The following is a 13210-nucleotide window of genomic DNA, read 5'->3' on the forward strand; positions in this document are numbered from 1 at the left end:
ATGAATAAATTATATGCAGTTGGAGAAGCATTAATCGATTTTATCCCTAGTGAACGTGATGCGAAATTAAAAGAAGTGACACAGTTTTCACCACAAGTCGGCGGTGCACCTACAAACGTCGCAAGTTGTGTCGCAAAATTAGGCGGAAATGCGGCAGTGGTTACACAAGTCGGTGATGATGCATTCGGCGAGAAAATAGAAGATAAACTCAAGGATGTTGGTGTCGATACGCAGTATTTGAAACAAACATCCACAGCGAATACAGCACTTGCATTTGTCAGCTTAACCGCAGCGGGAGAACGAGACTTTGCGTTTTATCGTAAACCTTCAGCAGATATGTTGTTGGAAGCGGATCAGTTAACAGATTTATCCTTTGATGAGACAGATATTCTGCATTTTTGTTCGGTTGATTTAGTAGATTGTCCAATGAAAGCAACACACCGCATGTTGATCGATCAAATGTTAGAAGCAAAAGGGACTGTTGTTTTTGATCCGAACTTGCGTTTCCCGCTTTGGGATGATTTAGATGCATTACACCATACTGTATTAGAATTTATACCTAAAGCACATATTGTCAAAATTTCAGATGAAGAATTAGAGTTTATTACGCGTCTTAAAGATAAACAAGCAGCAATCGATTCGCTTTTTAAAGGCAATGTAGAAGCTGTTATTTATACAGAAGGCAAAGCAGGTGCTGCGCTTTATACAAAAGAAGGCTTAATTGCACAAGAAACTGGTTTTAATGTAGAAGTTTTAGATACGACTGGTGCGGGTGATGCCTTTATCGGTGCCATCAACTATCAGTTATTAACACATGGTAAGCACAAGCTTTTTGAAGAAAGTCATCAATTTTTAAAATTTGCGAATGCGGTCGGCGCATTAACAACTACTGCATATGGAGCGATAGAAAGTCTGCCGACAAAAACACAAACGACAACGTTTATGAGAGGTGAAAAGTAATGAGTGATAAGAAAATAGCAGAAGCGGTCATTCAAGCAGTGGGTGGAGAGGAAAATATTGAATCTCTTGCCCATTGTGCGACGCGTTTAAGAATCATGGTCAAAGATAATGAAAAAGTAGATCAAGCAGAAGTAGAAGAAATTGAAAAAGTAAAAGGTGCCTTTTATAACTCGGGACAATTTCAAATTATTTTTGGAACCGGTACCGTCAACAAGATTTATAATGAAATTACACAATTAGGTGTAGAGGGCAGTTCGAAATCAGAGGTTAAAGAAGCGGGTGCCAAACAAGGCAATGCATTTCAACGTGCGATTCGTGTGTTCGGTGATGTTTTCGTACCGATTATTCCAGTCTTAGTTGCGACAGGTCTGTTTATGGGACTACGCGGTGTCGTAATGAACGACCAAATTTTAAGCTGGATGGGCATGACAGCCAAAGATATCCCGCAAAACTTTATTTTGTTCACACAAGTGCTGACGGATACTGCCTTTGCGTTTCTGCCTGCTTTAGTTGCTTGGAGTGCTTTTAAAGTCTTTGGCGGCAGTCCTGTTTTAGGTATCGTATTAGGATTGATGCTCGTAAACCCAGCATTGCCTAATGCTTATGAAGTAGGTGATGGTTCAGCAGAAGCTATTAAATTCTTTGGATTTATACCGATTGTTGGTTACCAAGGTTCTGTATTGCCTGCATTCTTTGTCGGCTTGATTGGTGCTAAGTTTGAAAAAGCATTGAGAAAACGTATTCCAGATGCGATTGATTTAATTGTGACACCATTCTTAGTCTTACTTGTGATGATTACTTTAGGATTATTTGTGATTGGTCCTGTATTCCATTCAATTGAAACAATTATATTGTCAGGAACAGAATGGGTACTTGCTTTACCATTCGGTATCGCTGGACTTTTAATTGGGTTCTTCCAACAAATTATCGTGGTTACAGGTGTACATCACATCTTTAACTTCATGGAAATTCAGTTGTTGGAAAAATTCCATTATAATGAATTCAACCCGATTATTTCAGCAGCTATGACAGCTCAAGCCGCAGCAGCTGTTGCGGTAGGACTTAAAACGAAAAAAGCGAAATTAAAAGCGTTAGCTTTACCTTCAGCATTTTCAGCACTACTTGGTATTACAGAACCTGCGATTTTCGGTGTAAACTTACGTTACTTTAAACCTTTTGTTTGTGGTTTGATTGGTGGAGCAGTAGGTGGATTCTTCGCAGCACTTTTCCACTTAAAAGCATCAGGTATGGCGATTACTGTATTGCCAGGTATCTTATTATTCTTAAAAGATATTGGCCAATTGCCACTTTATTTATTAGTATTAGTAATTTCATTTGCGACAGCTTTTGTATTAACTTGGTTCTTTGGATATAGTGATAAATTAGCTGAGGAGATCAAGGAAGCTAAATAATGGATAAACTGTTAACCACAAATTGTGGTTAACAGTTTTTTAATAGAAAATGTTCGCAATTTTTGTGAAGCATCATGGCAAAAGAAAAGTTTAAAAGTTATAATCATTTCGAGTATTGAAGACTAAAGGAGTGCAAAGATGCGAAAATTAGTCATTATTATCCATCCAGATATAGAAAACTCAGTAGTTAATCGTATGTGGAAAAATGCTTTGATAAACGAACATATTGATGTGGTCGATTTATATGAATTGTACCCTGACAGAAACATTGATGTTGCACGCGAACAAGAAAGATTAATGAGCTACGATACAATAGTATTCCAATTTCCATTATATTGGTATAGTAGTCCGCCATTATTGAAACAATATCAAGATGAAGTGTTTTTATTTAATTTTGCATATGGTCCAGAAGGAACGAAACTTCGTGATAAAAAATTTGCGATTGCGACGACAGTTGGCAGTTTAGAAGAAGATTATTCAGAAGAAGGTTCGAATCGATTCACGTTAGACACATTACTTTCACCATTCGTTGCGACTTTTAATTATATCGGTGCCCAATATAAAGGACACTTTGAACAATATGGTACAGTGAATCATGCGACGAAAAACGAATTGATTGAAGGCAGCAAGCGCTATATAGAATTTGTGAAAAAGTTGTAAATAAAAAAGCTGAGATCGTTTTTTGATCTCAGCTTTCGTTTAATTAGAATAAATACTCTCCAAACTCTAAAGGTTCAATGTATTTGCCGTCTTTATCAAACACACGCATGTTACCGCCAGAGATTTCATCAATAAGTAAAACTTCACCAGTTTTTTCATCGCGACCAAATTCTAATTTAATGTCGTAAAGTTCTAAACCTTTTTGTGCAAGTTCTTCTTTAATGATGTCTGAAATTTTTACTGTTAATTTAGCAATTTCGTCGTATTCACCTGGTTTTAAGATGTTTAACGCTTCAAGACCTGCTTTGTTGATGAGTGGATCTTGTCTTTCATCATCTTTTAAAGTCATTTCTACATATGCGTTAAGTGGTGCGCCTTCTTCGATATAGTCACCGTATCTGCGGATAAATGAACCCACTGCGCGGTATCTGCAAATAACTTCTAATCCATGACCGAATACTGATACTTTTTTAACACGCATTTGACGATCTTCAATATTTGCGTCGATATAATGTGTTGGAATACCAGCAGCGTTGATTTTTTCGAAGAAATAACTTGTCATTTTAAGACCAGCTTTACCTGAACCCTCAACAGTTAAGCCAACTTGGTTTTCACCTGGATCAAATTTGCCATCTTTTCCTGTCATATCATCTTTGAAGAAAAGAACAATTTCACCATCTTTGTCTTGATAGACATCTTTTGTTTTACCTTTGTAAATTAAATCCATTTCATCTCACTCCTCAAGTATTACTCATGTTTAGTATAAGTGAATTTCTCTTTTATATAAATACAAAAGTATGAAAATATGATGGCATTGCTGCATTTTAAACTAAAAAGGCAAGGTGCATGCAAGACTAAAGCCGCTTTAAGATGCAAATTATTTATGCACAGTATAAAAAATAACAGAACGGAGATAAACACAACAAAATAATTAAAAACACCCCATAATGTCTATGAATTTTGGACATTATGGGGCGTTAGTAGTTTACTAATCTAATTTGAATCTAAATAATTTGTCACGAACAAAATTTAAGAAGAGATGATATGCCTATGAACAGATACGATTGCCTACAGCTCTCTAAATAGACCTACAACTTTACCTAAAACAGATACATGTTCTAAATAAATAGGTTCCATTGTACTGTTTTCAGGTTGTAATCTATAACGATGTTTTTCTTTGTAGAAGCGTTTTACAGTTGCTTCATCATCTTCTGTCATAGCTACAATAATATCACCGTTTTCTGCGATAGTCTGACTTCTGACGATGACTTTATCTCCATCTAAAATACCAGCTTCAATCATACTGTCTCCAACAACATTTAAAATGAAAATGTCGCTGTTATGTGTTGATGTAAAGTGTTCTGGTAACGGGAAGTATTCTTCTACATTTTCTACTGCTGTGATTGGGACACCGGCTGTGACTTTACCAATAACTGGTACATGGATAGTACCTTCGATTTCAGCAGCATCTTCAATTTGGTCGCTGACAATTTCAATTGCGCGTGGTTTTGTAGGGTCACGACGAATATACCCTTTGCTTTCTAATCGTGATAGATGCCCGTGTACAGTAGAGCTTGAAGCAAGTCCGACTGCTTCACCGATTTCTCTGACACTTGGCGGATAACCTTTTGTATGAACGACTTGTTTTATATATTCATAAATTTCGCTTTGACGCTTCGTAAGTTCAGTCATTTATATGCACATCCTCTTCTAGTTTGTTCTTATTATATCACGTTAATATAGCCTTTACAAACATTTGTTCGTAAAAGTGTTGACACCGAACAATCGTTCTGATATTGTTTAAATACAAACAAATGTTCTAGGGGTGTTCGAATAATGATTAGGAAATATCAAACTAGTTTTTTACTATATACAGCAGTATTGTTAATGTCTTTTATGTTAGTTTCAGCGTTTTTAATCGGTGCAGAGCAGTCAAGTAATGAGGAACAAGTGTACGAAATGACAGATCATACACTTCCAACTAAGGTAGAACAAAAAGCCGAACATGAGCAACAATATATAGAACAGGGCGAACAAAATAACAGACCTATCGTCGCAACTGTTCACTGATTTATAAATAAAGTGTGTTGATTATACTGCTAACACGATGTGTTCTATGGTGTAAGGTTTCTGTGATTGGGAATAAGTTTAGTAGAACATATTGATTTTATTTTGAGCGATTGTTTGCTAAGATAAATAATCATCAGACTAATGGAGGTCGATAGCATGGCAGATCAACATAAAGAAACAATTAACCGTATTAATGAACTTTCTAAAAAGAAAAAAGAAGAAGGCTTAACAAAAGAAGAAGCGAAAGAAAGAGCAGAGTTACATCAAAAATATCTTGAAACATTCCGCGAAGGTTTCAAACAACAAATTGAAAATACAAAAGTATTAGATCCTGAAGGAAATGATGTAACACCAGAAAAATTAAAACAAGTACAACGTGAGCAAAATAAAAGACAATAAAACTCAGTATACTACAATAAATGTAGAGCTTTTAGAACAGAATAATTGATGTTCTAAAGGCTCTTTTTTCATGAAAATGTATATTTTGATTGTTTTAATCACTTTTATTATATTTGATAGCGATTTCATGAGGACAATAAATGTTAAACTTAACTGATTTAATGTATAATGGCATAAAATCATGCTGTATAGAAAGGAAGTTTTATTGATGTTCGATAAAAGAGATGAGCTTGCAATCAATACAATCAGAGCATTGAGTATTGATGCAATTGAAAAAGCAAATTCTGGTCACCCAGGATTACCGATGGGTGCTGCACCAATGGCATACACATTATGGACAAGACATTTGAACTTTAACCCTAATTCAAATGAATACTTTAACAGAGATAGATTCATCTTATCTGCAGGGCACGGTTCTGCACTACTTTACAGCCTATTACATGTATCAGGCAGCTTAGAATTAGAAGAATTGAAACAATTTAGACAATGGGATTCTAAAACTCCAGGACACCCTGAGTTCAGACACACACAAGGTGTCGAAGTAACTACAGGTCCACTTGGACAAGGTTTCGCAATGTCAGTAGGTATGGCAATGGCAGAAAACCACTTAGCAGGTAAATTCAACAAACCAGATGCTGAAGTCGTAAATCATTACACTTATGTTTTAGCTTCTGATGGTGACTTGATGGAAGGTATTTCTCATGAAGCAGCTTCATTAGCAGGTCACTTACAATTAGACAAATTAATCGTGTTATACGATTCAAATGATATTTCACTTGATGGTGATCTTGATAAAGCATTCTCTGAAGACATCAAAAAACGCTTTGAATCATATGGTTGGAACCACATCTTAGTTAAAGATGGTAATGATTTAGAAGAAATTAATAGTGCCATTGAAAAAGCTAAAGAACAAAATGGTCCAACTATGATTGAAGTTAAAACAGTTATTGGTTACGGTTCACCAAATAAATCAGGTACACATGGTGTACATGGTGCGCCACTTGGTGATGATGAACGTACATTAACATTAGAAAACTATAAATTAGATCCAGAAAAACGTTTCTACGTTCCGGATGAAGTTTATGATGTCTTCAATGAAACTATGTTGACACGTGCAACTGAAAACGAAGAAGCATGGAAAGCTTTAGTTGAAAAATACGCAGAATCTTATCCAGAATTAGCACAAGAATTCAAAGATGCGATTGCTGGTAAATTACCTGAAAACTATGAAGCAGAATTACCAGAATTCGAAGTCGGTTCAGAAAGTGCTACACGTGCAGACTCAGGTGAAGTCATTCAAGCACTAAGCAAATCTGTACCTTCATTCTTCGGTGGTTCAGCAGACTTAGCTGGTTCAAACAAATCAAATGTTAAAGATGCACCAGACTATGATCGCAATACACCTGAAGGTAAAAATATTTGGTTCGGTGTTAGAGAATTTGCGATGGCAGCAGCTGTAAACGGTATGGCAGCACACGGTGGAGTAAATCCTTACGGTGCGACATTCTTCGTGTTCAGTGACTATCTAAAACCAGCATTAAGACTTTCAGCAATTATGGGTCTTAACTCAACATTTATCTTTACACATGACTCAATCGCTGTTGGTGAAGATGGTCCAACTCACGAACCGATTGAACAATTAGCAGGTTTACGTGCAATTCCTAATATGAATGTGATTCGTCCAGCAGATGGTAACGAAACACGCGTAGCTTGGGAAGTTGCATTAGAGAGTGAACAAACACCAACTTCATTAGTATTAACACGTCAAAACCTTCCTGTATTAGATGTTTCTAAAGAAACAGTAGAAGAAGGTGTACGTAAAGGTGCTTATGTAGTATATGAATCTGAAGAAAATCCAGAATATCTTGTATTAGCTTCTGGTTCAGAAGTAAGCTTAGCAGTAGAAGCAGCAAAAACTTTTGCGGATAACGGTAACTCAGTACGTGTTGTTTCTATGCCGAACTGGCATGCATTTGAACAACAACCAAAATCTTACCAAGATGAAGTTATCCCACCAACAATTAAAAAACGTTTAGCGATTGAAATGGCTTCTTCATTAGGTTGGCATAAATATGTCGGCTTAGAAGGCGAAGTACTTGGTATCGATCGTTTCGGCGCAAGTGCACCAGGTGGATTAGTTGTTGAAAAATATGGCTTCACTAAAGAAAATGTTTTAAAACTTTTGAATAACCTATAAGTTTTGAATTAAGATAAAGATAAGAGCTATTCTACAATTGAAACACCCAAAATAGCGGTTAGCGTTTCAATGAGCTAGGAATAGCTCTTATTCTTATGTTTTAGTATCGATTCAACTTGAAAAGATGAAATTATTTTAGTAAAATGCTAAAGGATAAAGAAAGTGGGTGAGACAATGGCAACTTGGATAGCAATTTTATTAATCATTGCTGCACTTATCATCGGTTTAGTTGGTGGATTCTTCCTAGCAAGAAAATATATGATGGATTATCTTAAAAAGAATCCTCCTATCAACGAAGAGATGTTACGTATGATGATGATGCAAATGGGCCAAAAACCATCTCAAAAGAAAATCAATCAAATGATGACGATGATGAACAAAAACATGGATCAAAAAATGAAATAGTCAGTATCTATAAAAAGAAAGTTGTGTGCAGCGGCATATAGCTTTCTTTTTATTTGTATTTATACATTTTCAATCGTTTTGATATGGAAATATAGACACAAAATGATATACTATGAAATGATTTCTCAGGATAGACTTAATGTAGAAAAGAAGGTGTCACGGTGTTATATCTTATATTCTCAGTCGGTGTCGCATTTTTAATGAGTATCGGCGTTATTATATTACGAATGAAAGCACAACAATATCCAGTCAATGAGAAGAAACTCATATTGCCGCCGATTTTTATGTCTACAGGTGCACTGATGTATGTTATTCCTTATTTTAGAATTACAGGACTTGAAGCACTTGAAGCAATGGCAGTTGGGTTGATGTTCTCAATTGTATTGATTTGGACATCTCGTTTCGAGATAAAAGGCAAAGAGATTTATATGAAACGTTCGAAAGCCTTTCCAATCATTTTGATTTCCTTGCTAGTGATTCGTACTGTTATGAAACTTGTCATCAGCAGTCAAATTGATCCAGGTCAACTCGGCGGTATGTTTTTCTTATTGGCATTTTCAATGATTTTACCATGGCGAATTGCGATGTTGATGAAATATAAAAAATTAAGAAAACAAATAGCTGATTGATGGATAATAGTAAATAAAACAATAAATATAATTTAAACGATGTTTTGCAATGATTGGTAAAGCATCGTTTATTTTTATTTTGGGTAAGAAATAAGCATAAAGAGAGGTGACTCGGAGTGAAACTCAAACATGTTATAGGTATTATTTCAGCGATTATTGCTGGGATGGTGTATACCTTTGCGAAATTTCAAAAGCTATATAAGTAGTCAATGATGAACGTCTATTCTCTATAAAGGGATGGACGTTTTGTATTATAATCAATAAAAGAGGTGATTAGATGAAAATCATACATACTGCCGATTGGCATCTAGGTAAAATTTTAAATGGGCAATCTTTTTTAGAGGACCAACGTTACATTTTAAACCAATTTATTGATGCGATGAAAGAAGAACAACCAGACGTCATTGTTATTGCAGGTGACTTGTATGACACGAGCTATCCAAATAAAGAAACAGTTAAATTATTAGAAGAAACAACAAGAACTTTAAACTTAACATTAAATATTCCACTTATCATTATTAGCGGTAACCATGATGGCAGAACACGATTGAATTATGGAGCTAGCTGGTTTGAGCATACGCATTTATATATTCGCACCAATTTAGACCGCATTGCAGAACCGATTACGATTAATGGTGTGAATTTTTATATGTTGCCATACGCAACTTTAGGAGAAATTCAGCATTTCTATCCAGAAGAAAAATTGAAGTCCTACGATCAAGCAATTCAATGTTGTTTAAAACATATGACAGCACAATTAGACTCTAATCAAACTAATATATTAGTCGGTCATCTGACTGTTTCAGGCGGCATAAAGTCAGATTCAGAACGTGAGTTATCTATTGGAACAGTTGAAGAAATATCGGAAAATGTTATGAAGCAATTTGATAGCGTACTCTTAGGCCATTTACATCATCCATTCAGTATTCAATCAGATTTTGTTCATTACAGTGGCTCACTCTTACAGTACTCATTTTCAGAAACGAAACAAGCAAAAGGTTATCGTAAATTAACTGTAGATGAAGAAGGATACATTGAATCTATTTTCATTCCACTCAAACCATTGAGAGAATTAGAAGTCGTTGATGCCACTTATGAAGAAGCAATTCAAGAAAATGCACAAGTTAAAAATAAAGAAAACTACATCCATTTCAATTTAACTCAACTTTCACATGTTAATGATCCGATGATGAATTTAAAACAAATCTATCCTAACGTATTAGCACTATCTAATCAGAGTCAAACGTTTGAAGTACATGAAACACAAAATGCGATTAAACAAATGACAGATAAAGAAATTATTGAAGATTTCTATGAAAGCATGACACAAAAATCATTAAGCAAAGTACAAGAACAAAAAATTAATGACTTGTTAAATCGCATGAATCGAGGTGAAGAAGCATGAGACCATTGACATTACATTTAGAAAACTTCGGGCCTTTCTTAGACGAAACAATAGATTTTTCTAAACTAGAGGATAACGAACTGTTTTTAATCAGCGGTAAAACAGGGTCAGGAAAGTCTATGTTATTTGATGCGATAGTCTATGCTTTATTTGATGAAACTTCTTTAGAAAGCAGAAAAGGCAAAGAGCTTAGAAGCCATTTCGCAGATGGTAAATCACCAATGGTTGTCACATTTGAATTTCGATTGAAAAATCGTTTATTTAAAGTCGTCCGACAAGCACCCTTTGTGAAAGAAGGAAATAAAAACGAGACAAAAGGCGAAGCACTAATTTACGAGTGGAAAAATGACGGCTATGAACTTATAGAAAGTCGAATCAGACAAGGAAAAGAGTATCTGATCAGATTATTAGGCGTTAATGCCAGTCAGTTCAGACAATTATTTATTTTGCCGCAAGGTGAATTTAAAAAGTTTTTATTCTCTAAAAGTTCTGAGAAACAAACAATTTTACGTACATTATTCAACACAGTACGTTTTGACCACCTAAAAAAGCAACTAGAAGAAGAGATTAAAGATGAAAAACATCAAATTGAATTACGTTATCAAACAATTGCGCAACATTGGCAAAATGTAAATACTTTTGAAGATGAACATTTAGAAAATTTGAAAACAACACCAAGTATTCAAACAGATAAATTGATGTTGTATATCCCAGAATTTGAAACAACAGCTGAAACAATATTAAAACAACTGACAAAACAAAAAGAAAAAGAACAAAATGAATTTGAAAAAGCAGATGCTACGTATCGTAAAGCACTTGAACTGAATCAAAATATCAAAGCATTACAACAAGAACAAGAAAAGTATCAAAACTTAACAAATGAAGTACAACATATTGAATCGTTAGAAACACTTTTAAAACAAATGAGTGAAGTGCGTCCTTTACATCAAATTTTGACGACACTTGAACAATCGCGTGAAGATTACACACAAACGCAAGAAAGATCCGAAAATTTAACTAAACAGTTAAAACAAATTGAAACGCAATTAGAAGAAAGTAAACAACAGTTAAAACAATTGCAAGAAAATCAATCACAAATCGAACAAGCACAACATTTTATAAGTGAAACTCAATATTTTTATAAAAATGCATCTCAATATCAAAGTGCTTATAAATTAATCGATGAGCTGACAGTTGAAGTGAAACAACTAGAAGATGCATTAAATGAACATCAAGCACATTTAAAACAACTTGATTCAAGTCATGAAACAGTTCAACCGGATTACGAAAAAGTAAATCAACTAACCCAGAAACTGTTCGAAATTGACAATGAAATTAAAGCAGCTGAACAATATCAAACTGCCTTTACGACATATCAAAAGCAAATACAAAATATTGAACGGCTAAAAACAAAGCAAGAAGAAAATCAAACGGCCTTAAATGAACTAGAAGAAAAAATCAAAGCATTCAATACACATCAGTTAGAATTAGACAATCAAGAAACAATGATTCGAAAATTACAATCTATGTTAGAACCTGGTGATCAATGTCCAATTTGTGGTCATGAAATTACATATCATGTAGATTACGAACAATTAAGAGCTTATCGACATGAGCTTGAAAACTTACAAAAACAAAGAGATGAATTAAAAGCTAAAGCAGCCGAATTCAATACAGAAATAAAAATCGAGCAACAAGCAGTCAATACGTTTGAAGAAACACATAGCACTGAAAATACCAAAGTGGAGATAGAAGCATTAAGGGAGCAATATAAAGATACAGAAACTAAAAAACAACAACAACAAAAAGCTAATGCTGAACTTGAAGAGAAAATAAAGCAAAAACAACAAACTAAAGAAGCAATTCAGTCATTACAGTTAAAAGTGACCAATCAACAAGCTGAATTGACGAACCAACAAAAACTGATTAAAGCGTTTGAATCAAATACTGAATATAAAGATGTAATGGCATTTAAAAATGATTATGAAACTAAAGAAAAAGAAGTCCGTCAATATGAAACACAACAGACAAAGTTAACTGAAAAAATAAGAGAGCTTGAACAAGACTTTGCATTAAAACAAAACTCGCTTCAAAGTGTTAATGAGCGTCTATCAGAACTCTCAGAACAAATCAAAAATCAAGAAACACAGTCTAATAAAGAAATGGAAACGCTAGGTATTCAATCACCAGATGAAGTGAAAAATGTTCTGGATAAAATGAGTGAGAAAGCATCTATTGAACAAGAAATTAAAGATTTCCGTGACGCTCAAGTTAAACTAGCCAGCCAAATTGAGAATTTAAAACAATTGATACAAGGACAACCTGAACCAGATTTAGAAAGTTTGGAAGCGCAACTTCAAGAGGCGAAAGAGAAGTTAGATGTGCAAACGCGACAAGTGAATGAACATGAATTCAAAATCCAGTCTAATCAAAAAGAATTTAAGGCGCTAAAAGAGAATATAACAACGTTACAGCAAGAATTAGCTGATCAAGAAGAGATTTTCAGACTTTCAGAAATTTTATCTGGAAAAAATATTCAAAAATTAACATTAGAAAACTTCGTGTTGAGATATTACTTAAACTTGATTATTGATAATGCGAATAAACGTTTCTTCCAGATGACAAATCAAAGGTATAAATTGGTGAGAAGCGAAGCGGTGTCAGTAGGTTACAGTGGATTAGATATAGAAGTCTTTGACTGGTATTCTAATAAATCACGACCGATTAGTACATTGTCAGGCGGAGAATCTTTCCAAGCTGCATTAGCCTTAGCGTTAGGCCTAAGTGAAGTGGTACAACAAGAATCTGGCGGTATTACGTTAGAAGCTATCTTTATCGATGAAGGATTTGGAACGCTAGACCAAGAAACGTTAGAAACAGCATTGGATACATTGATTAATATTAAAACATCAGGTCGAATGGTGGGGATTATTTCTCATGTCAGCGAGTTAAAACAACGCATTCCAAGTATTTTACAGATTCATTCAAATGGTTATCAAAGCCATGCAGAATTTAGATTTCAATAAAAAAAGCAATGCCGCAGTTATTAAAATTGCGGCATTGCTTTTTATTT

12 protein-coding genes are annotated in these 13210 nt (G+C 34.6%); 10 read left to right on the plus strand and 2 right to left on the minus strand.

Annotated features, from left to right (window positions below; all coding sequences use genetic code 11):
• From KRR19_RS05710 to KRR19_RS05720, 3 genes are all read left to right on the plus strand, one after another.
• On the plus strand, positions 1-960 hold the full coding sequence (locus tag KRR19_RS05710) for a carbohydrate kinase family protein (RefSeq protein WP_156666661.1): 960 nt from the start codon (positions 1-3) through the stop codon (positions 958-960).
• Complete coding sequence (locus tag KRR19_RS05715) at positions 960-2372, plus strand: sucrose-specific PTS transporter subunit IIBC (RefSeq protein WP_002480848.1); 1413 nt, start codon at positions 960-962, stop codon at positions 2370-2372. Before KRR19_RS05710 ends, KRR19_RS05715 begins: the two co-directional genes overlap by 1 nt.
• A gap of 138 nt (positions 2373-2510) precedes the next feature.
• The gene (locus KRR19_RS05720) at positions 2511-3032 is read left to right on the plus strand and encodes an NAD(P)H-dependent oxidoreductase (protein WP_207021203.1); all 522 of its coding nucleotides are present in this window, start codon (positions 2511-2513) and stop codon (positions 3030-3032) included.
• A 43-nt stretch (positions 3033-3075) separates the two neighbouring features.
• Here KRR19_RS05720 and KRR19_RS05725 read toward each other — a convergent pair whose 3' ends face one another.
• Together KRR19_RS05725 and lexA are read right to left on the minus strand one after the other, a co-directional pair.
• Positions 3076-3759, minus strand: coding sequence for a phosphoribosylaminoimidazolesuccinocarboxamide synthase (locus KRR19_RS05725; protein ID WP_002480850.1), 684 nt, complete (start codon positions 3757-3759; stop codon positions 3076-3078).
• A gap of 341 nt (positions 3760-4100) precedes the next feature.
• On the minus strand, positions 4101-4724 hold the full coding sequence (gene lexA / locus KRR19_RS05730) for a transcriptional repressor LexA (protein ID WP_023015256.1): 624 nt from the start codon (positions 4722-4724) through the stop codon (positions 4101-4103).
• Positions 4725-4868: 144 nt separating this feature from the next.
• On the opposite strand from lexA, the gene sosA reads away from it, so the two are divergent.
• The 7 genes from sosA to sbcC all read left to right on the plus strand — a co-directional run bounded on the left by sosA (position 4869) and on the right by sbcC (position 13163).
• Positions 4869-5102, plus strand: coding sequence for a DNA damage-induced cell division inhibitor SosA (gene sosA, locus KRR19_RS05735; RefSeq protein ID WP_002480852.1), 234 nt, complete (start codon positions 4869-4871; stop codon positions 5100-5102).
• Positions 5103-5258: 156 nt separating this feature from the next.
• Complete coding sequence (locus KRR19_RS05740) at positions 5259-5501, plus strand: DUF896 domain-containing protein (protein ID WP_002480853.1); 243 nt, start codon at positions 5259-5261, stop codon at positions 5499-5501.
• A 208-nt stretch (positions 5502-5709) separates the two neighbouring features.
• Positions 5710-7698: a transketolase gene (tkt, locus tag KRR19_RS05745; RefSeq protein WP_002480854.1), complete on the plus strand. Its 1989-nt coding sequence runs from the start codon at positions 5710-5712 to the stop codon at positions 7696-7698.
• Between the two features lie 174 nt (positions 7699-7872).
• The gene (locus KRR19_RS05750; protein ID WP_023015255.1) at positions 7873-8103 is read left to right on the plus strand and encodes a YneF family protein; all 231 of its coding nucleotides are present in this window, start codon (positions 7873-7875) and stop codon (positions 8101-8103) included.
• Between the two features lie 161 nt (positions 8104-8264).
• Complete coding sequence (locus tag KRR19_RS05755) at positions 8265-8732, plus strand: CcdC family protein (protein WP_002480856.1); 468 nt, start codon at positions 8265-8267, stop codon at positions 8730-8732.
• 277 nt (positions 8733-9009) lie between these two features.
• The gene (sbcD, locus tag KRR19_RS05760; protein ID WP_107593540.1) at positions 9010-10137 is read left to right on the plus strand and encodes an exonuclease subunit SbcD; all 1128 of its coding nucleotides are present in this window, start codon (positions 9010-9012) and stop codon (positions 10135-10137) included.
• Positions 10134-13163 carry an exonuclease subunit SbcC gene (gene sbcC / locus KRR19_RS05765; RefSeq protein ID WP_216733537.1) on the plus strand — a complete coding sequence of 1010 codons (3030 nt, stop codon included), beginning with the start codon at positions 10134-10136 and terminating at the stop codon, positions 13161-13163. The genes sbcD and sbcC overlap by 4 nt, the downstream gene beginning before the upstream one ends.
• The last annotated feature ends 47 nt before the right edge of the window (positions 13164-13210 follow it).

Origin of the sequence: Staphylococcus sp. CWZ226 (assembly GCF_018986355.1) — a bacterium.
In the GTDB taxonomy this organism is placed as follows: domain Bacteria; phylum Bacillota; class Bacilli; order Staphylococcales; family Staphylococcaceae; genus Staphylococcus; species Staphylococcus simulans.